At 43.4% G+C, this 20,906-nt stretch carries 15 protein-coding genes; 11 read left to right on the forward strand and 4 right to left on the reverse strand.

The genetic code is table 11. The annotated features are described in order from the left end of the window. Nucleotides 1–3: 3 nt before the first annotated feature. The 3 genes from HY064_11300 to HY064_11310 form a co-directional block, all read right to left on the reverse strand. A complete protein-coding gene (locus HY064_11300) occupies nucleotides 4–1,329 on the reverse strand; it encodes a (Fe-S)-binding protein (protein MBI3511241.1) in 1,326 nt (441 codons plus the stop codon). Nucleotides 1,330–1,355: 26 nt separating this feature from the next. Then, nucleotides 1,356–2,318 carry an MCE family protein gene (locus tag HY064_11305; GenBank protein ID MBI3511242.1) on the reverse strand — a complete coding sequence of 321 codons (963 nt, stop codon included), beginning with the start codon at nucleotides 2,316–2,318 and terminating at the stop codon, nucleotides 1,356–1,358. A 146-nt stretch (nucleotides 2,319–2,464) separates the two neighbouring features. Then, a complete protein-coding gene (locus HY064_11310; protein ID MBI3511243.1) occupies nucleotides 2,465–3,769 on the reverse strand; it encodes an N-acetylmuramoyl-L-alanine amidase in 1,305 nt (434 codons plus the stop codon). Nucleotides 3,770–3,890: 121 nt separating this feature from the next. Here HY064_11310 and HY064_11315 point away from each other — a divergent pair, with 121 nt between their 5' ends. From HY064_11315 to HY064_11350, 8 genes are all read left to right on the forward strand, one after another. Continuing rightward, nucleotides 3,891–6,401, forward strand: coding sequence for an LPS-assembly protein LptD (locus HY064_11315; protein MBI3511244.1), 2,511 nt, complete (start codon nucleotides 3,891–3,893; stop codon nucleotides 6,399–6,401). A 96-nt stretch (nucleotides 6,402–6,497) separates the two neighbouring features. Continuing rightward, on the forward strand, nucleotides 6,498–7,904 hold the full coding sequence (locus tag HY064_11320) for a M20/M25/M40 family metallo-hydrolase (GenBank protein ID MBI3511245.1): 1,407 nt from the start codon (nucleotides 6,498–6,500) through the stop codon (nucleotides 7,902–7,904). Nucleotides 7,905–8,094: 190 nt separating this feature from the next. Next, nucleotides 8,095–8,412 carry a thioredoxin gene (trxA, locus tag HY064_11325; protein MBI3511246.1) on the forward strand — a complete coding sequence of 106 codons (318 nt, stop codon included), beginning with the start codon at nucleotides 8,095–8,097 and terminating at the stop codon, nucleotides 8,410–8,412. 125 nt (nucleotides 8,413–8,537) lie between these two features. Continuing rightward, on the forward strand, nucleotides 8,538–9,461 hold the full coding sequence (locus tag HY064_11330) for a DUF58 domain-containing protein (GenBank protein ID MBI3511247.1): 924 nt from the start codon (nucleotides 8,538–8,540) through the stop codon (nucleotides 9,459–9,461). 135 nt (nucleotides 9,462–9,596) lie between these two features. After that, entirely contained in the window at nucleotides 9,597–11,597 is a 2,001-nt protein-coding gene (locus HY064_11335; GenBank protein MBI3511248.1) for a KUP/HAK/KT family potassium transporter, read from the forward strand. 74 nt (nucleotides 11,598–11,671) lie between these two features. Next, complete coding sequence (locus HY064_11340) at nucleotides 11,672–12,220, forward strand: sigma-70 family RNA polymerase sigma factor (GenBank protein ID MBI3511249.1); 549 nt, start codon at nucleotides 11,672–11,674, stop codon at nucleotides 12,218–12,220. Next, nucleotides 12,217–13,056: an anti-sigma factor gene (locus tag HY064_11345; protein ID MBI3511250.1), complete on the forward strand. Its 840-nt coding sequence runs from the start codon at nucleotides 12,217–12,219 to the stop codon at nucleotides 13,054–13,056. Before HY064_11340 ends, HY064_11345 begins: the two co-directional genes overlap by 4 nt. A gap of 22 nt (nucleotides 13,057–13,078) precedes the next feature. Continuing rightward, nucleotides 13,079–14,095, forward strand: coding sequence for a DUF4249 family protein (locus tag HY064_11350; GenBank protein MBI3511251.1), 1,017 nt, complete (start codon nucleotides 13,079–13,081; stop codon nucleotides 14,093–14,095). Here HY064_11350 and HY064_11355 read toward each other — a convergent pair whose 3' ends face one another. Further along, nucleotides 14,096–16,510, reverse strand: coding sequence for a T9SS type A sorting domain-containing protein (locus HY064_11355; GenBank protein ID MBI3511252.1), 2,415 nt, complete (start codon nucleotides 16,508–16,510; stop codon nucleotides 14,096–14,098). Between HY064_11355 and HY064_11360 the strand changes: the two genes are divergently transcribed. The 3 genes from HY064_11360 (at nucleotide 16,476) to HY064_11370 (ending at nucleotide 20,861) form a co-directional block, all read left to right on the forward strand. Beyond that, nucleotides 16,476–17,645, forward strand: a complete 1,170-nt coding sequence (locus HY064_11360) for a DUF4249 family protein (protein MBI3511253.1) — start codon at nucleotides 16,476–16,478, stop codon at nucleotides 17,643–17,645. The two genes, HY064_11355 and HY064_11360, sit on opposite strands and share 35 nt — an antisense overlap. 166 nt (nucleotides 17,646–17,811) lie before the next feature. Beyond that, nucleotides 17,812–19,737, forward strand: coding sequence for a molecular chaperone DnaK (gene dnaK / locus HY064_11365; GenBank protein ID MBI3511254.1), 1,926 nt, complete (start codon nucleotides 17,812–17,814; stop codon nucleotides 19,735–19,737). 95 nt (nucleotides 19,738–19,832) lie between these two features. After that, the gene (locus tag HY064_11370) at nucleotides 19,833–20,861 is read left to right on the forward strand and encodes a hypothetical protein (GenBank protein ID MBI3511255.1); all 1,029 of its coding nucleotides are present in this window, start codon (nucleotides 19,833–19,835) and stop codon (nucleotides 20,859–20,861) included. Nucleotides 20,862–20,906: the final 45 nt, after the last annotated feature.

The raw sequence follows: 20,906 nt of genomic DNA on the forward strand, positions 1-20,906 counted from the left end.
TTATTATTCATTCGCCCAATTCATTCTGTCAGCAGGAGAAAATTGCCAGGGCGCGGCATTGTTCTCAATATTCGTCATCATCATGTTCAGTTCATTCGGCGCGGACGATTGTTCCATTACCATGAATCTCCGGAGGTCAATGATAATGGAAAGCGGATCGATATTCACCGGGCATTCCTGCACGCACGCGTTGCACGACGTACACGCCCACACTTCCTCGGGCGTAATGAGATCGCCAAGCAATGATTTTCCATCGTCAACAAATTTTCCTTTATTCTCATCGCGGTTTTTTCCAACAGCTTCAAGACGATCACGCGTGTCCATCATTATTTTCCTGGGCGAAAGTTTTTTCCCAGTAATATTCGCCGGGCAACTCGAAGTGCATCTTCCACACTCCGTACACGAATATGCATCCATCAATTGTTTCCAGGAAAGATCAGTAACATCTTTAGCACCGAAACGTTGAACCGTTCCTTCCGGAGGTGGCGGCGGAGTGAAAGAAGGATCGAGCATGGCTTTCACTTCATTGGTCACGGAAGGAAGATTGCTGAATTCTCCTTTCGCTTTTAAATTGGAATAAAATGTATTCGGGAATGCAAGAAGAATATGAAAATGTTTCGAATAAGGAATGTAATTCAGGAACGCCATGATGCCCACAATGTGAAACCACCAGCAGAAACGTTCCGCCATCACTAATCCTTTTAACGATGCGCCACCATAAAATCGAGCAAGATGTGAACTCACCGGGAATGCAGAAGAAGAAACTTTCACTCCTGCATAATGGCCGAAATGGATCCACTGCAAACGCAGATCGGCTGCATTCATGAAAAGAAATGCCGTCATCAGCAGCATTTCCATTATGAGAATATAATTTGCATCCGATCTCGGCCATCCATCGAGATCCTTACTCGCAAGGCGTTTTACCTTTGCAATATTTCTCCGGCAGAAAAAAATGAAACACCCGAGAAAAACAAGCACCGCAAGAATTTCAAATGTGGCAATGAGAATGGAATAAAGCGGCCCGAGAAAAGAAAGTACACGATGTGTACCGAAAGCTCCGTCGACAATAATTTCTATCACTTCAATATTGATGACAATGAATCCGACGTAAACAAAAATGTGCAGTACAGCAGGCAACGGACGCGAAACCATTTTCGATTGCCCGAGCGCTACACGAACCATGGTCATCCATCTTTCTTTTTTGTGATCGCTTCGGTCTGTATTTTTTCCAAGCAGAATATTTCTGCGGATCTTCCGAACGTTGATCGTAAAGAGCACGGATCCCGAAATGAGAAGAAGTATGAAAAGAGTTTGGGCGATGTATTCCATTACCGGGAATTAAATGCAGGCAGGAATTAATTTTTTCTTCCGAAAATAGAAATATACTTTTTCGGATGAGCTTGCAGATCCACAATGAGCGAATCAAGATCTGCATTTGTTTTTGTAAGATCGTTGTAGAGTTTTTTATCGTTGACCAGCAATCCCATCGATCCCTGCCCGTCATTTATTTTTTCCATGATGCCGGCCACATTCGACATGACCACGCTTGCGCTGTCGATGGTTGCTTTCAAATGCGATTTAGCAATGGAATCGCTGATGTCGGCAAAATTATTTATTGCTTTTGAAAGTGGTTCGTTGTTGTTCGCAAGATTGGTGGAAATGGACTGGATCTTCGTAAGAATATCGGCAAATCTTTCTTTCTCCGAAGCAACAAGTGTATCCATCCTCTTCGCAGTTTTTTCGAACGTTTCAATAGAAGTGCGAATGCTCGCGAAACTTGCGACAAGATCTGTTCGTGCATTCTGATTGAGAACCGCCTGAAAAATATTCACCACCGAATCTACAGACGAAACAAGCCCTTCTAATTTTTTCTTCAATGGCAATACCACTTCACTCACCTGGTCTTTCAGCCCGCTTTCATTTGTGCCCATCAGTGTATCGCCTTCTTTCACCTTTGGATTTTTCGGATCGGCCATGATCTTGATCGCTTTGTAACCGAGAAGTCCGTCGCTGAAGATCATGCACTGCGAACCTTTTGTGACGATCGCGTTATCATCTGTGATGATGAAATGAACAACAAGGCGGTTGGTTTTAGGGTCGAGTTTGATGTCGCGCACCGTTCCTACTTTAAATCCGTTTATCTGTACTGTATTATTTGCCGTGAGTCCGTCCACCTGGTCATACACCGCATACAGATCGGTACTCATCGAAAAAATATCGCGCCCCTTGAGGAAGTTGAACCCGTAAATGAAACAGGCGAGTGCAACTATCACTACAACTCCTGTCTTGATCTCTTTGGAATATTTCTTCTTAGCCATTTAACAGTACAAATGTACTAAACAAATAAAGATGGTCATTGGACATTTGTCATTGGGATTTGTCATTGGGAATTAGGAATTTGTTAATTGGTCATGAGGAAAATTATTTAAACACAAGCCCTAATTACAATTGGCCAATGACCCTCTTATCTTCCATTCAGTTTTTTCGCCTGGTCGGTGGTAATGCGGTTTCCGCTCTTGTCAAACGCCACGATAAATGCCTGCGGAAAATTCTGGCGGATTATTGTTTGTTCTTTTGTCGCTTCGGCCATGGAATAATATTCTCCGCTCGTGTATTTATAAATTCCATTCTGCTCATAATGCCATACGTCCTGCGATCCTTTGAATTCCGCCGCATCATCAGCAAGTAATTTATCGGTAGAAAATAGCTGCACACGATAAATTGCTTTTGCATTATCTCTTTTTATTTTTTCTGAATCGACAACTATCGGGACATCCTGTACAATACTGTCCTCATTTTTTTTCACACTGTCGTTTTTCGCAGGGGAAACTCCTCCTGTCACATAGTTGAAAGGTTTTCTAAGCCCTGCTGTGTCTTCGGGCAAAATCCTGTACGGTTTCATATTTGCAATGTCATCATCGTACGTAATATTATTTCCTTCCACATCATCTTTCCAGGAACGGAATGCACGGAAAATACTTGCCGCCATATAATCCTGTCCTTTTTCTCCCGATAAAAAACGTTCTTCCTGCGGGCTCGACAAAAATCCTGTTTCAATGAGCACCGATGGCATACTCGTTTTCCAGAGCACGAGAAATCCCGCCTGCTTCACACCTTTATCTTCACGTCCCGCATTGGTGGAAAATTGCTGTTGGCACAATTGAGCGAAACGCATGCTCTGCTCGAGATAAATATTCTGATACCAGCTGTAAATGATCTCCGCTTCATCTGAATTAATATCGAGATTGTATTTGTTCTGGTAATTATCTTCCATCGTCACTACATCATTTTCTCTTTTTGCAACATCAAGATTTCCTTCTGCTTTGTGCAAACCCATTACATACGTTTCTGATCCGTTGGCTTCTTCGTTGCAGAGATCGTGATATTTTCCATGCGCGTCTTTTTTTCTCACACAGGCAGAATTGCAGTGAATGCAAATGAAAATATCAGCGTTGTTGCGGTTCGCGATTGCTGCGCGCTCGTTCAATTCCACGAACACATCCGTAGTGCGCGTGTACACGACTTTGACATCGGGATAATGATCAGAAATATATTTACCAAATTTTAACGCCACAGCAAGAGCAACATCTTTTTCCTTCGCGAAATCTCCGTGACAACCGGGATCTTTACCTCCATGGCCTGCATCAATGCAAACGACTCTTATTTTTTTTGTTTCGGGCTTGATTTTTGTTGCAAAAGAGCCCGTCAGCAGCATAACCATCGATGCTGCCAGGAAAATAATAACAGGCCTTACTACGTTACGATTCATTCAGGATAAAACGCAATACAAACGATTTTATTTAGTTTTGAACTCATTGCTGTACTTCCCACAAAAATACCGCCAAACGAAAGTCCCTAAGGAGACAGCAAACCGACTTTTCCTCCCTGTTTTGTTAATAATCGCCGGCCTCTTCACATCTTTTAATCTTTTTTGTGCTCCTGTAAATCCACTCGCTCCAGACACCGGAAAGATCATTGTGAAAAAGAGTAGCAACGCACTCGATTTCCAGATTGATTACAGCGCGAATGATTCCATTCATTTCGATCTTGAACACAAATTGGTTTATCTCTACGACAGCGCGAAAGTAGATTACAACGACATTCATCTCGAGGCCGATTACATTGTGATCGATTTTAATAACAATGTTGTTTCTGCCGACGGCCCCAGAGATTCAACAGGAAAATATACAGGCAAAGCACATTTCAGCAACGCCGACCAGGATTTTGAAGCAACGCATCTCGCTTACAATTACAAAACACAGAAAGGAAAAATTTCGGAAGTCACCACCGAAGAAGGCGACGGAATTCTTCACGCCGACATCGTGAAAAAAGATACCGGCAAAGTCACTTATGGTTATAAAGGATTTTTTACCACCTGCGATCTCGATCACCCGCACTACGCGATCTACGCAAAGAAAATGAAAGTGATACAGGACGATAAGATCATTACGGGACCTGCTTACCTGAAGATCGCTGATGTTCCCACACCACTCGGTGTTCCTTTCGGATTTTTTCCGAATAAGAAAGGGAGAAAATCAGGCATCATCATTCCCACTTACGGTTCGTCGCCCACGCTCGGATTTTTTCTCCGCGACGGCGGTTACTATTGGGGAATTTCAGATAAAATGGATATGGCGGTGCGCGGCGATATTTATTCGAAAGGAAGCTGGGGTGCAAAAGTGTACACGAATTACAGAGTACGCTACAAGTACAGCGGAAATCTTGCGCTGAAATATTCGCGCATCATCACCGGCGAAAGTGAATTGCCCTCGCGTTATGCGCGCAATGATTTTTTCATCAACTGGTCGCACACGCAGGATGCGAAAGCCAATCCTTCCATTCGTTTTTCTGCGAATGTGAATGCAGGAACTTCTTCCTACAATAGAAATAATGGTTCGCGTCCAACAGATTATCTCTCGAATACTTTTCAGTCCAACATCTCGTGGAGCAAAGCGTGGAAATTCGGATCGCTCTCGGCGAATATCCGCCATAGCCAGAATACGCAAACGCACAATGTGAATTTGAGTGCACCTACGCTTTCACTTACAATAAACCGGTTTTATCCATTCCGGAATTCAAGCCGCACGCACACGAGCTGGTACAACAAGATCGGTGATAAAGTTTCGGTGAGTTATGCATCCGAATTCCAGAACAACATCAGCATCGGCGATTCTTCTCTCAAATACGAATGGCGCGATTATGTGGCTTCGCGTTTTAAGAATGGAATACGGCAAAGCATGCCGGTTTCCGCTTCGTTCAATTTGCTTCATCATTTCACAATTACGTTTGCTTCTACCATGAATTCCATTACGCAATTCAAAACTATTAATCGTTATTGGAACGGCGAAAGTGTGATCACAGATACCGTAAACGGCGCGCATATTAGTTTCGATTACAATGCAAGCGCTACCATGACCACGAAAATTTACGGCATGTTCCATTTACGCCACACTAAATTTTCCGTCATACGCCACACGCTCACGCCTGCGCTCTCGTTCACGTACATGCCCGACTTCACGAATCCGAAATATGGTTTTTATCGTTCCGTGCAATCGAGTGAATTCGGCGCTGTGACAAAATATTCCATTTTTGAAAACGGGATTTATGGAGCGACTCCTGCCGGAAATCTCGGCGCTATCGGTTTTAATCTCATGAATAATCTTGAAGCAAAAAAACGTCCGAAGGATAATGACACAACAGCTACCGAACAGCGCGTGACTTTACTCGACGCGCTCAATTTCGCTTTCAGTTATAATCTCATGGCGAAACATTTCAACTGGTCGTACATCACCGGCGGATTCCGCCTGAAGCTTTTCAAAAAATTCGATGTCAACGGAACATTTAACGCCGATCCGTATCGAATAGATGCAAACGGAATTCGAATAGAGCGTTTCGAATGGAGAACAGAAAATCGCCTCGCGCGGCTAACGGGCGCGGCAGTGAGCATGAATACTTCATTGCGGAAAGGAGGGTTGAGTGCGTCGAATCATTATTCTTCCACGCGGGGAACAGAACAGGAACTGAATATGATCAACGCCAATCCGAATGCTTACGTTGATTTTAATATTCCCTGGTCGCTCAATATCGGTTACACATTGAGCTGGAGTAAACCTTCACTCATTTCCACGACTACACAAACTGTACATTTTTCCGGCGACATGAATGTAACTCCGAAGTGGAAAGTAGGATTCGATTCGAATTATGATATTCAGAAACAGAAATTTTCCAGCGCATCCATCAACGTGTACCGCGATCTTCATTGCTGGCAAATGCAGTTCAACTGGATTCCATTCGGTGTGCGGCAGAGTTACAACATCACCATCAATGTAAAATCGGCCATGCTGCAGGATCTGAAACTCACGCGCAAAAGAGAATGGTTTGATTATAGTACGCTGTATTGATTTTTTTTGCGCTTGTGAAATGAGGAATTCGCCACTCCTAATATTTTCGCCCGGCATAAAATAAGCATCATTATCTTTGACCTTAATTCTTTCCCGATGAAAAAAATAATTTTTCCTTCCTTTCCCGTTCTCGTCTTCGCAATTCTTTCTTTTTCCAATGCGCCGCACGAAGTGGTGAATTCCGGCGACAACGATTCGACTGTAGTCTCCAAAATTTTCCGCGAGTGCATGGCGAATGGTGAAGCGTATGAAAATCTTCGCGGCCTTTGCATTGCTGCGCCAAAACGACTGAGCGGTTCGCCGGGTGCACAAGCTGCAGTGGAATACATGAAAAATGTAATGGATAAATGTGGCTTCGATAAAGTTTGGCTGCAACCCTGCATGGTTCCTCATTGGGTGCGTGGCAATCCGGAATTCGGCGCGATCAAATATACCAATGCAAAAAGAAAAGATCACGTGGTGAATGTGTGCGCACTCGGCGGATCAGTTGCAACTCCTAAAGAAGGTTTGACCGGTGAAATTGTAGAAGTGCAGAACTGGAAACAACTCGACTCGCTCGGGAAAAACGGGGTGCAGGGAAAAATTGTTTTCTACAATCATCGTTGGGACGATAAAAAAATTTCCACGTTCGCTGCGTATGGTGAAACGGTTGATTACCGATGGGATGGCGCGCATCGCGCAGAACAATACGGAGCCATTGGTTCTATGGTGCGTTCCTGCACGAGTTCCATTGATACATTTCCACACACAGGAACTGCGCGCAACGATTCACTGATGGCAAAAATTCCTGCAGTTGCTATTGCAACAAAAGATGCTGATTTTCTTCACAATGAAATTATTGCCAATGGGAAAGTGAAATTCATTTTAAAAATGAATTGCCAATGGATGCCTGATGAAAAATCGTACAACGTGATCGGAGAAATAATCGGCAGTGAACATCCCGAACAGGTGATCGTCGTGGGCGGACATCTCGACGCGTGGGAACTGGGTGCGGGCGCGAATGACGATGGCGCGGGCGTAGTTCAATCGGTGGAAGCCATTCGTTTGTTTAAACAGCTTGGTATTCGTCCCAAACACACGATACGTTGTGTTGCATTCATGAATGAAGAGAACGGCGGCCGCGGAGGAAAAGCGTATGCCGATTCTGCCAAAGTGAAAAATGAAAAACACATTGCCGCAATAGAATCAGATGCCGGCGGATTTACTCCGCGCGGATTCGGAACAGAAATGGATTCGCTCAAAAAAATAAAAATTCAATCGTGGAGAAATCTTTTTCTTCCTTACGGAGTTTATGATTTTGATCATGGTGGCGGTGGCGCTGACATAGGCCCGCTTAAAACACAGGGGACTCCATTACTCGGCCTTCAGCCCGACGGCTCGCGCTATTTCGATTATCATCACACGGAAGATGATCAGTTTAAAAATGTGAATCGCCGCGAATTACACATGGGCGCTGCATCCATGGCGGCAATGCTATTTCTCATTGATAAGTATGGATTGTGATTCAGGGAGCGGAATGCGGGATTTGCGGACCTGCGAAAAATAATATTTCTCAAAAAAAGTCCGCACGTCTGCAAATTCCGCATTCCGCTACCAATAGACATATAGACAAAACTAATTTCCCCCTGAAGTTTTTCTCTATACATTTGTATCAGACAATTCACTCAATCATTTCAAATAAAAATAATTTCAAATGGCACTCCAGATCACAGACAGCAATTTCGAAGAGATCGTTCTCAAATCAGACAAACCCGTTATCGTTGACTTCTGGGCAGAATGGTGCGGCCCGTGCAGAATGGTTGGTCCAATTGTAGAAGAGATCGGGAAAGAATACGATGGCAAAGCGATCGTAGGAAAAGTGGACGTCGATAATAATCCGAATGTTTCGATGCAATTCGGCATCCGTAACATTCCTACCATTCTATTTTTCAAAGGAGGAAAAATGGTGGACAAACAAGTGGGTGCTGTTGCGAAAAGTGTATTGACACAAAAACTCGAAGCGCAACTCTGAAAATTTCACATAATGAATTCAGAAAGCAGGTTGGCAACGATCTGCTTTTTTTATTTCGTCTGAAATCACTATTTGTATTTTCGCTTTCACAATTTATTCCTCTGACGAAGTTGTATCTTTATTGAATGGCTCTCGATCACCAGGAACTCCAGCAGTTCTCGCATCTCGAACTTCTCGCACGGCAGGTGGTGGAAGGATTTATCACGGGCCTTCACAAAAGTCCATTTCACGGATTCTCCGTTGAATTTGCAGAACATCGTTTGTACAACAGCGGCGAGCCCACAAAACATATTGATTGGAAATTATATGGCCGCACGGATAAAATGTTCGTGAAGCGTTATGAAGAAGAAACAAATCTCCGTTGCCAGGTGGTGATTGACAATTCTTCTTCCATGCATTTTCCTGAAAAAGGAAAAGACGAAATTGAAAATAAAATTACTTTCTCTGTAAAATGTGCTGCGGCCCTAACTGAATTACTCAAGATGCAGCGCGATGCCGTTGGCCTTTCCGTTTTTTCAGAGTTTGTGGAGTTGCACACGCCCGCGCGGAGCAATACGGTTCACAACAAGATGCTTTATCATGAACTGGGAAAACTACTGGATGTAAGGACAGATTTCTCCAATAAAAAAACCTTCGCGGTACAGGCATTGCACGAGATCGCAGAAAGCATTCACAAAAGATCACTCGTTATTATTTTCAGCGATATGTTCGATTCGGGAACGAACAATGATGAACTTTTTTCAGCGTTGCAGCATTTGCGTCACAACCGGCATGAGGTCATTCTCTTTCACGTTACCGATAAAAAGCACGAACTCGATTTTGATTATGAGAACAGGCCTTACACATTTGTGGATATTGAAACGGGTGAAGAACTGAAAGTGCAGCCGAATGAAGTGAAAGATCATTACCTGAAAGCGATCACCGATTACAAAATGGAACTCAAACTCCGTTGCGGGCAATACCGCATTGATCTCGTGGAAGCAGATGTGAACGAAGGATTCAAACAGGTGCTGCTGCCCTACCTGCTCAAGCGCACGCGCCTGCTGTGAACGGAAATGCGCTGTACATTTCAGCCGGAATAATCTATTGATATTTATTTATGAATTACAACACCAATAATATTTTTTTGACGCCATTTCTGCGTTTTGTAAACTCATAACTTTGCTCCGGCTTTCACAAAGGTCATGTCAAAAGACGACCATCTTAACCTTCACAAAAAAGTAACTTTCGCCGGGCTCCTTGTTACTCTTGGAATCATTTACGGCGACATTGGAACTTCCCCGCTTTACGTTCTGCAAACCATAGTCGGCACTGACAATAAAATTGACGGTGAAATTATTTTCGGCGCGTTATCCTGCATCGTCTGGACACTTACTTTACAGACCACAATAAAATATGTACTGCTTACTTTACGTGCAGATAACAACGGTGAAGGTGGAATTTTTGCGCTGTATGCACTGGTGCGGCGCACAAAAAGAAAATGGCTTTTACTTCCTGCGATCATTGGCGGTTCCATGCTGCTTGCCGATGGAATAATTACTCCGCCAATTTCTGTAACAGCCGCGGTGGAAGGTGTGAGCGGCGTGAGTAAAAATTTTCCGATCGCATCGGTAACCATCGGTATTCTCGCTGCACTTTTCATCATCCAGCAATTCGGAACAAAATTCGTCGGCAAATTTTTCGGGCCGATGATGTTCGTTTGGTTTTCCATGCTTGCCGTTCTCGGAATTTCACAGATCAAAAATGACTATACCATTCTCAATGCACTCAATCCTTATTATGCCATTCATTTACTTCTTACGCATAAAGGAATGGCGCTTGGAATTCTCGGTGCAGTTTTCCTTTGTACAACGGGAGCAGAAGCGCTGTATTCCGATCTCGGCCATTGTGGAAGAAAAAATATCCGCATTACCTGGACGTGTGTAAAAATTTGTCTTGTGCTGAATTATTTCGGACAAGGCGCATGGCTCATCAGTCATGAAGGGCACAAGCTGAGTGAATTTGCTGATCGTGCAAATAATCCTTTTTACACGATCATGCCTGATTGGTTTTACGGAGCGGGAATCGTGATTGCAACTGCAGCAGCTATCATCGCAAGCCAGGCGTTGATCACCGGCTCATTCACACTCATCAACGAAGCGATACGATTGAATTTCTGGCCGAAGGTGCGCATTAAATATCCAACCAATCTGAAAGGGCAACTTTACATTCCATCTGTAAACTGGTTATTGCTCATCGGTTGTATTGGTATCGTAATCTTTTTTCATCAGTGGCCCGCTTCTTATCCCGGTGAACCCGATTCGTCAAAAATGGGAGCTGCTTACGGCCTCGCGATCATTGTCACGATGTTAATGACCACCATCCTGCTCAGTTATTATTTGCTGATGAAACGTACGAAAGTTTGGCTCGTTGTATTGGTACTCATCGTTTACCTGCCCATTGAATTACTTTTTCTTCGTGCGAATCTCGAAAAATTCCGGCATGGCGGTTTCATTACCGTGATGGTAGGAATTCTGCTCATCGCACTAATGTGGATATGGTATGATGCAAGGAAGATCCGTAACCGGTATGTTGAATTTGTAAAACTGGATGAATATCTGCCGATGGTTGCGGAACTCGGACAGGATACTTCTATTCCCAAGTACGCAACACATCTTGTTTATCTCACGAGCGCCGACATCAAAGACGAGATCGAATCGAAAATAATTTATTCCATTCTGCAGAAACGTCCGAAACGAGCGGACGTGTACTGGTTCGTGCACGTGCATGGCACGGACAGCCCGTACACGATGGAGTACAAAGTGAATGAACTCGTGGCTAAAGAAGTTTTTCGGATTGATTTTTTCCTCGGCTTCCGCGTTCCCACAAAAATAAATCTGCTGTTCCGGAAAGTGGTGCAGGAAATGGTAACGAATCACGAAGTGGATATTACGTCGCGTTACGAATCGCTGAATAAAGCGAATGTCATTGGCGATTTCCGTTTTGTGGTGCTTGAAAAATATCTTTCTGCCGATAATGAACTCCCGGTTTACGAAAAAATTATTCTCGATATTTATTATTTCATGAAACCGATCACGCTCTCCGAAGAAAGTGCTTTCGGTTTGGATACGAGTTCCGTCACCGTTGAAAAAGTTCCGATCGTTATTGCACCCGGAAAAGAATTCAACATGAGAAGAATTTCCTGAAGTAATTTTTTCTTTATTTCTGCCAGTTCTCAAGTCTCCCCTCTCTTTCTTATCTTCGCTATTCAATTCTCCGCTTGTCTCCGAAAACCAGATTACCTTCTGAAGAAATTCTCGTTGCGAAACTGAAAGATCACGACGAAGGCGGATTGCGTTTGCTTTACGATAATTATTCTTCTGCACTTTACGGAGTAATTTTCAGGATCATTCGGGAAAAGGAAACAGCAGAAGATGTTTTGCAGGAAACTTTTCTCAAGATCTGGAATAATATCGCAAGTTATGATACAACAAAAGCGCGGCTCTACACCTGGTTGCTGAACATTGCGCGGAATTCTGCCATTGACAAAATCCGTTCGAAAAATTTTCGCAAGAATGAACAAGTCCGCAGCATAGAAGATTACGTATATACCGTTGACCGGCAACATAACCAGGTAACGGGTACCGATCATATCGGTTTAAAAAAACTTGTGGATGGACTGAAGCCGGAACAACGACAACTGATCGAACTTTTATATTTCGGCGGCTATACACAAAGCGAAGTTTCAGATGAACTCGGAATTCCCCTCGGCACAATTAAAACACGCGTTAAAGCAGCGATGACCCGTTTGCGCGAACTCATGAAATGAACCCGCAGGAATACATATCGACCGGAATTCTCGAGCTGTATGTGCTCGGGGCTGCATCGCACGATGAGATTCGTGAAGTGGAAAAAATGGCGGCGCTTCATACGGAGATTCGTTACGAGATAGAACGTTTGCAGATCGCGATGGAAAAATATGCGGAGGAACACCGGATCATTCCCGATAAAAAAAATAAATTGAAAATTCTGAGCATTGTTTCCGGCGAAAAAGTTCAAAAAAAATCTGATGATGAAATTGTCTCAGGAAAAACTCCATTTACATTTTCATGGAAACCATTTGCTGTTGCAGCATCACTTCTTCTTATCATCAGCATCAGCGTGAATTTTTTCCAATGGCATAATCTCAATGCTACGAAAGAAAATGATGATGCCGTTCTTGCTGCATCCAACCACATCACCGACACGGCGCTGGATGGAATGACGGGAAGAACTGCCATCGTCCGCAGAAAAATGGACAGTGTGCGGCGTGTTCTGAATTTTTTGCGCGACCCGATGACGCAGAATGTTGCACTGGAAAGTAAAATTCCGGGACATCCGATGAAAGCAGTCGTGCACTGGAATATGAAATCAATGGAAGTGGCTGTTGATCCGATGACTTTACCAATGACCTCTCCTGATCAGAAATATGTTTTGTGGGCTTTTGTCAATGGAAATCCTATAAATGAAGGAAGTTTTTCTGTTAATAATAATTCCGGAATTCAAATGATGAAAACGGTGCAACAGACAGAATCATTTGCAGTTTCATTGGAGAAATCAGGTGACGTTATTGCCCCGCTGGGGCCTGTTTATGTAATGGGCGATCCTGCCCGTTCGCAACCCTGATTTTTTTACGATCTTTGGAAACGTGAAAAAAATCTCATATTACATTTTTCGTTTCATTTTTATTCCTGCATTCATCCTCGTGGTTTACGGTGGCTGCAAGAACACGCTCGACATTAATGCCGATTACAAAGATGTGCTTGTATGTTACGGGCTGCTGGATCCACACGATTCTGTTCAATATGTGCGTATCGATAAAGTTTTTCTTGGCGAAGGCAATGCGCTGGTGATGGCTCAGAATAATGATACGATCAGTTTTGCTCCGGGGCGGCTGGATGTGAAAGTGGAACGCTGGTACAATGGAAATTTCATGACTTCTTACCAGTTGTATTCTGACACAACCTTACCCAGGGACAGTGGATTGTTTGTCCATCCTTACCAGGTTTTATACCGCGGAACTTTCCCGGTGCTGAAAGACGGAAGCGAATACAAGATCGTGGTGAAAGATCTCGTGAAAGGAACTACGGCAACTTCCATTACAAAAATCCCCGGCGATGTAACCATCACTGATCCCGTCAGCAATTTCATGCCGCTGAATTTGTGGGATACCACCAACATTGTTATGCGATTCAAAACCGGCGTGAACGGATATCGTTACCGGATGATCCTGCGTTTTCATTACACCGAACAATTTGTTTTCGATACCACCCAGACTTCTCAGAAATATGTGGATTGGTATTTCACCGAACAGGATGCTTCTTCGAATGCGGGAAATCTGCAACTGGAATATGCTTTCGAACGCCATACTTTTTTCAATGTGCTGAAAAATCTTATTCATGTTGATCCGATGGTTCACCGCATTACAGGAAAAGTTGATCTCATTTTTGTAGGGGCAACAGATGATGTGGCGACTTACATGAACGTGGCAACTGCAAATAGCAATTCGGCAGCCGACCTTCCTCCTTTCTCCAACATTTCCGGCGGGTACGGATTATTCGCAGCGAGAACAACTACCGCTTCGCTCAATTACTGGCTTGACCAGAACACGGTTCATTATCTATACGTGGATCCTGTGACACAACCGCTCGACTTCATCCGCTGATCAGTCTTTCACGATCTTACCGCTGAACGATCTTCCATCTGCAGTTTCTATTCTCAGGAAATAAATTCCATTCGCCAGCGAAGAAATGTCGAAACTGAAATGATCTCCATTCATGATACCGGAATAATTTTCTGCGCTGATCTCCTGTCCTGTCACGTCATAAATTCCGGTGCGTGAAATTTTTTCTGAAATATTTTTTGTACTGACCGTGAAAATTCCATTGGTAGGGTCAGGAAATAACTGCATGAAAGACGATTGCTCAATTTCATTCACCGATGTAATGTTATTGATATTGATCATGGAGAGGTTCGGATGATAACGATAACCGATGTTGGAAAAAGATCCGCCTGCAAATAACCAATCCTGGGTGGCAGCCATCGTTACGGGAAAAGCATCCGGCATTGGTGTCCACGCTTCGAATGAAGAAGTGAAATTATCATAATCACAAACTCCGGGGTAATAATTTGAAGAACCTACAATGGAAAATGCTCCTGAAATAAAAAGATCCCTGTTGTAACGCGCAAAACTTCTTGTGTATTGATCGAACATCGGATTGTCGGCAAGCACAGTTCCGGAAGCCGTGTCGACTGAAGCAAAATAAACGCGAGGAATTCCTGCAACCTGACTGAACCATCCGCCAAGAAATAATTTTCCGTTGTAAAGGTCCATATCATAAATTCCATTGTCCGTATTGCAGATCCAATTCCAGTCCACAAGCGCTGTTGTTGTGCTCACACGTGCAAAATTATCGCGCATCTGCCCGCCTATCTGCGGAAAAAATCCCGCCACATACAAATGATCATTATCGAGAATAAGTTTATTCACCGTTCCTGTACAACCGGGATTCCATGCTGTGGCAAGAGAATTATTTATTGTAACACATGCAATATTATTTCTCGCCTGTCCGGCAATGGTTGTAAAATTTCCGCCGAGGAATGCAATGGAATCATTCAGCGCAATGCTGCGGATCAATCCATTTGCCCCGGGATTGAATGCATTCACATTGCCGGTAGAAAGATCGAATGAAGCAATGCGTGCGCGGTTTTGCGAATTTACAAGGCCGAAATCTCCGGTAATGAAAAGTGAATTTGTATTTGCAGTGATGTAGTGCACCTGCGCATCAAGCGTGGGCGCCCACAACGTTGGCGTTTGCGTGTAAATATTTATGGAACACAAATTGGAACGCAAAACTCCTCCTGCTCCTGTAAAATCTCCTCCGCAGAAAATTTTTCCATTCCGTCCCGGCATCATGGCGTTCACCGGAGCATCGAACATTGGATTCCATGCATGAACATTTCCTGCGCCGGTTGAATCAATGATGGCGGCAAAAAAAACAGTATCAGTTGCCACACGTTTGAATTTTCCTCCTATACAAATTGCATCATTCCACGGCTGAATACAAAAAACTTCATTGTACACGACCGGTGCCCACGGGAGCACGTGCATCGCAAGCGTGAGGCACGCGAGATAAAATCTGTTCTGCCCGTCAGCGATCGTGAATGCACCGCCAATATAAATTCTGCTGCCAACGAATTTCATGTCATTCACAATTCCATTCAGCCCCGCATTGAAACTTAAATCAAGATTTCCGGAACTGAGATAAACCACAGCCATTCCCTTCCGCTGTGTGGTAGCGAATGAAGAAAATTCTCCTGCGATGTATGCGTAACCAAAAGTTCCTTCAACCTCTATACATTTCACCGGGCCATCAACCGTTGTTCGCCATGGAAACGGCCCGCTCAGAATATAAATTCCGGTTTGCGGATCCACTTTCGTAAGATAAGTTGCGGGCTGGCCTCCCACGTTCAGGAATTTTCCTCCAATAAGCATTAGTCTTGTCACAGTATCCATTCCAAAAGCGTAAATAATATCATCTGTCTGCGGATCGAATGCGAGTAAAGAATCATTTCCCGGCGTTTGCATGGAATCTGTAACATGAAATGATGCGCCACGTTCGCGGGGAAAGCCCTCAATATTTGTAAAATTTCCGCCCACATAAAGTGTGTCTTTGAAAACATAAAGCGATGTTACTTCTGCATCGGGATCTGGACGAAAAGTTGCATCGAAATTTCCATTTGCGTCGAGACGGAAAAGATTTTTCCACGGAACAATTCCAACTTCACTGAAATTTCCTCCCACATAAATTCTTCCCAAACTGTCTTTCGCAATGCAATTTACTTTTCCTCTTACCATCGGGAATGGAAGAACCGTAGCAGCAGTCACCGAATCATTTGCAGTGAAATGTCCGCTCACCGGGCTGATCTGTGAAAAATTTCCACCGACATAAAGAATACTATCGCGCAGGTAAACTGAATTCACCGGGCCATTCGGAATCCACAAAGCGGTATCGGAAACCTGTGCGAACAATGAAATCTTTATGATGAAAAAAAAGAAGAAAACCAGAAATCGTTTCATAGCTACCATTGGCAATGCTATACACGCCACCTCAAAAGTAACCAATCAGAATGAAGGACAAAACTTCGTATGTTTGCAGCCACAATTCCAGCTTGTTTTCATTACCGCATTCATGAAAAAAATTCTTCTTTTTCTTTCGCTCGCCCTTGTTTTCTGGACGTGTAAAAATGAACTCGATATTCTCGACAAATGGAAAGAAACCACCATCGTTTACGGACTTCTTGACCAGACGCAGCCCAAACAATACATCCGTATAGAAAAAGCATTTCTCGGCCCCGACAATGCGCTTGCAATGGCGCAGCAATACGACAGTATCAATTATGCGCATCAACTTTCTGTCTGGCTACAGGAACTCGATGCGAATGGCTCCATGATCACTGCTTATGCGCTGGCGCCTGATACGTTGACCACAAAAGATTCAGGAATGTTCAATTTTCCCGAACAGGTAATTTATTCCATGAATACTCCGTTGATGGATCCGAGCCACAAATACAAAATTGTCATTGATAATAATCAAACCGGCAACCATGTGGAATCAACGACGCACCTCGTCGAGGATTTCAACGTTACACGGCCGAGTACGACCACTATTGGTTTGGTACAAATAAACACCACAACGAAATTCACAGTAGAATGGCAGGGATCTGCGTCAGCAAGAATTTACCAGGTGGGAATGAAATTTCATTATTACGAGATTGATGTAAATGGCGATACTACTTTTGTTACCACTCCTGAATGGGTGATCGGTTCTGTAGTTACCGACGGTGAGAACGCAACTACACTTCACACGGTAGAATTTGCACCGAATGATTTTTATCGTTTCATCCGCAGCGTGGTTCCTGATAATCCACTCATCGTAAAAAGAAAAGACAACGGTATCGATTTCACTGTGTATGGTGGCGGAGAAGAATTGTACACTTACATGCAGGTGAATGCGCCTTCTTCTTCCATTGTACAGGAAAAACCTTATTACACGAATATTGAAAACGGGTACGGCGTTTTCTCTTCGAGAATTTCCAAATCAAAAAGCGGTCTTTCCATCACACCGCAAACAGAAGATTCACTCGCGCGCGGACAATTCACCTGCCCTCTGAAATTCGAAGACAGAAATGGTGCAGTGCCAGGTTGTCAGTGATCAAAAATCTGATTTCTATTCTTACAAGGCAATGGTATTCCCATTGCCTTTTTGACATTCATACTCCGGTAATTAATGCCGTTTCCTGCCATTAATTCTTCATTCGCCCGCTGGCACAGGAATTGACCATTCATTATTGAAAAAAACATTTTTAAAAAAAACTATTATGGCTAAAATAATCGGAATTGACTTAGGTACCACCAACTCCTGCGTGGCAGTCATGGAAGGAAATGAACCAGTTGTTATCCCCAACAGCGAAGGTCACCGCACGACTCCGTCTATTGTTGCATTTGTTGACAATGGCGAACGGAAAGTTGGTGAACCTGCAAAACGTCAGGCCATCACGAACGCAAAAAAAACCGTGTACTCCATCAAACGTTTTATGGGACATCTTTTCAATGAAGTAACGGAAGAGTCGAAGCGCGTTCCATATACTGTTTTGAAAGGTGATAATAATACACCGCGCGTTCAGATCGACGACAGAAAATATACTCCGCAGGAAATTTCTGCAATGATCCTTCAGAAAATGAAGAAGACCGCAGAAGATTTTCTCGGAACTGAAGTGACCGAAGCCGTGATCACTGTTCCCGCTTACTTCAACGATTCGCAGCGCCAGGCCACGAAGGAAGCCGGAGAAATTGCCGGACTCAAAGTGCGCCGCATCATCAACGAACCCACTGCTGCTGCTCTTGCATACGGACTCGATAAGAAACATCATGATATGAAAATTGTTGTGTTCGACTGCGGTGGCGGTACGCACGACGTTTCTGTTCTTGAATTGGGTGATGGTGTATTCGAAGTAAAATCTACCGATGGTGATACACACCTGGGTGGTGATGATTTCGACCAGAAAATAATTGAATGGCTCGTTGCTGAATTTAAAAGTGAAAATGGAAATCTCGATCTCACTAAAGATCCGATGGCATTGCAGCGTTTGAAAGAAGCAGCGGAAAAAGCAAAAATCGAATTGTCGAGTTCGGCTACCACAGAAATAAATCTTCCATACATAATGCCGGTCGACGGAATTCCGAAACATCTCGTGCGCTCACTTACACGCGCGAAGTTCGAACAACTTGTTGACGATCTCATCAAACGTACTATTGAGCCGTGCAGAAAAGCATTGCAGAATGCAAATCTTACGGTGAATGATATCAATGAAGTAATTCTCGTTGGCGGATCAACACGTATTCCTGCGATCGTAGATGCGGTTCAGAAATTTTTCGGCAAAGCTCCTTCGAAAGGAGTGAATCCTGATGAAGTGGTTGCTGTGGGCGCTGCAATTCAGGGCGGCGTGCTCACCGGCGAAGTGAAAGATGTATTGCTGCTCGACGTTACTCCGCTTTCACTCGGCATTGAAACGTACGGCGGTGTTTGCACCAAACTCATTGAGTCGAACACTACTATTCCTTCAAAAAAATCAGAAACTTTTTCTACCGCTTCCGACAACCAGGCAAGCGTGGAAATTCATATTCTGCAGGGCGAACGTCCGATGGCGAAAGATAATCGTACGCTTGGAAGATTCATTCTCGATGGAATTCCTCCTGCGCCCCGCGGCGTTCCGCAGGTAGAAGTGATCTTTGATATTGATGCAAATGGAATTCTGAATGTTTCGGCAAAAGACAAGAAGACCGGAAAATCGCAGAACATTCGCATCGAAGCAAGTTCCGGGCTCTCGAAAGAAGAGATCGAAAAAATGAAACGCGAAGCAGAAGTGAATGCCGACGCCGATAAAAAAGCGAAAGAAGAAGTTGAAAAAATAAATCAGGCCGACGCACTCATCTTCCAGACGGAAAAACAACTGAAAGAATTCGGCGACAAACTTCCGGCCGATAAAAAACAACCGATAGAAGATGCACTTGCAGAATTGAAAAAAGCGCACACTGCAAAAGATATTCCTGCCATTGACGCCGGACTTGCAAAACTGCAAGGTGTTGTGCAGGGAATGTACGAAGCGATGCAGCAAGCAGGTGCAAATCCGAATGCAGAAGCAACTGATGCAAATGCAAATCCTGCTGACAATGCCGACCAGAAAAAAGGAGACGGAGAAGTACAGGATGTGGATTTTGAGGAAGTGAAGGATGAGAAAAAATAATGTGCTGATTGAGTTAGCGCACGAATAAATTGTGAAGACCGCTGCTGGGAGATAGCCCCGAATTATCGGGGCGAACGGTGGCGGTTTTTTATGTAATGAAAAAAGTTGTTATAGTTACAGGAGCTGGTTCGAGTTGTGAACTTGGCGTTGATGGCGGGATCAGTCTATTGATGCGAATTGCTGATGATATCGGCGATTCGGCTAGATTTAATAGTGAAGCCCTCGATCTTATCAATCAATTTCTCAGTCGAGAAAAATCGAAGCGCTTAAATAATCTCCCTGATATTGTGAGAAGAAAAATTTACTTTGAAAATATCTTACGATTCAAGGATCCTCTTGTTAATTGGGGAAAAAATGGTAATTCAATTGATTCTTTTCTCCGAAATGAAACAAACGCCCCTTTTCGGGAGTTTGGGCAATTTGCAATTTCATATTTTATGATTGGTGCTGAAGATTGGCTTATGAGGCAAAACCTTTATGGTATAAAGTCAAATTGGCTTAAGAACTTCCTTGAGTTGCATTTGGAAAACAATATGAGTCGAATAATTTCAGGAGAACTCGAGCTACAACTCATTACCTTCAATTATGAACGAATTCTTGAGCATTTCATTTACAATTTCGTAAGACACAAAATGCAAAACCCATTGAAAGGACTTGAAAATGGTAATGACCAAGCAAATGATTTTATAACCCGGCTCAATATTCAACATATCTACGGAAAAATTGCAGATCTAGAATGGCAGAATAGTGCGGAAAAGAAACACGTTCGTTTCGGGGAAAGAAATGATAACATGCTTTATACTAGTTTAGCAATGGGAAACATTCGATTAATTGGCGAGCCCCTCGGACGAATTGATGAAGATAAAATCAGCTGCATTCGAAAGTCAGTGCAGTCGGCAGATAAAGTGTACTTATTAGGTTTCGGATATGATGAATCGAATTTGAATATTCTTTTCGGCGATATTTCGAACTTATCAAAACCAAGTAAACAGAAAATTGTTAGCACAGTTTGGGGAGACAAAGAATTCATTTACGATCTGACTAAGAGGTACGCTTCAATTGCCTTTCATGAAAGGCGTTGCTCTGAATTTGTTGGCGATAAAGCAGTCTTCAATTTAGATTGATCGATTAACCAACCAATTAAGGCACTTCAAAAAAATTAAGATTTT

The sequence above is a fragment of the Bacteroidota bacterium genome, from assembly GCA_016194975.1.
Taxonomy (GTDB): Bacteria; Bacteroidota; Bacteroidia; order Palsa-965; family Palsa-965.

Coding starts and splice junctions, on each gene's coding strand:
- HY064_11335 (MBI3511248.1), top strand. CDS start 9,597: ATGTCAAAAGACGACCATCTTAACCTTCACAAAAAAGTAACTTTCGCC.
- dnaK (MBI3511254.1), top strand. CDS start 17,812: ATGGCTAAAATAATCGGAATTGACTTAGGTACCACCAACTCCTGCGTG.
- HY064_11330 (MBI3511247.1), top strand. CDS start 8,538: ATGGCTCTCGATCACCAGGAACTCCAGCAGTTCTCGCATCTCGAACTT.
- HY064_11320 (MBI3511245.1), top strand. CDS start 6,498: ATGAAAAAAATAATTTTTCCTTCCTTTCCCGTTCTCGTCTTCGCAATT.
- HY064_11360 (MBI3511253.1), top strand. CDS start 16,476: ATGAAAAAAAAGAAGAAAACCAGAAATCGTTTCATAGCTACCATTGGC.
- trxA (MBI3511246.1), top strand. CDS start 8,095: ATGGCACTCCAGATCACAGACAGCAATTTCGAAGAGATCGTTCTCAAA.
- HY064_11300 (MBI3511241.1), bottom strand. CDS start 1,329: ATGGAATACATCGCCCAAACTCTTTTCATACTTCTTCTCATTTCGGGA.
- HY064_11305 (MBI3511242.1), bottom strand. CDS start 2,318: ATGGCTAAGAAGAAATATTCCAAAGAGATCAAGACAGGAGTTGTAGTG.
- HY064_11310 (MBI3511243.1), bottom strand. CDS start 3,769: ATGAATCGTAACGTAGTAAGGCCTGTTATTATTTTCCTGGCAGCATCG.
- HY064_11355 (MBI3511252.1), bottom strand. CDS start 16,510: ATGAAACGATTTCTGGTTTTCTTCTTTTTTTTCATCATAAAGATTTCA.
- HY064_11345 (MBI3511250.1), top strand. CDS start 12,217: ATGAACCCGCAGGAATACATATCGACCGGAATTCTCGAGCTGTATGTG.
- HY064_11370 (MBI3511255.1), top strand. CDS start 19,833: ATGAAAAAAGTTGTTATAGTTACAGGAGCTGGTTCGAGTTGTGAACTT.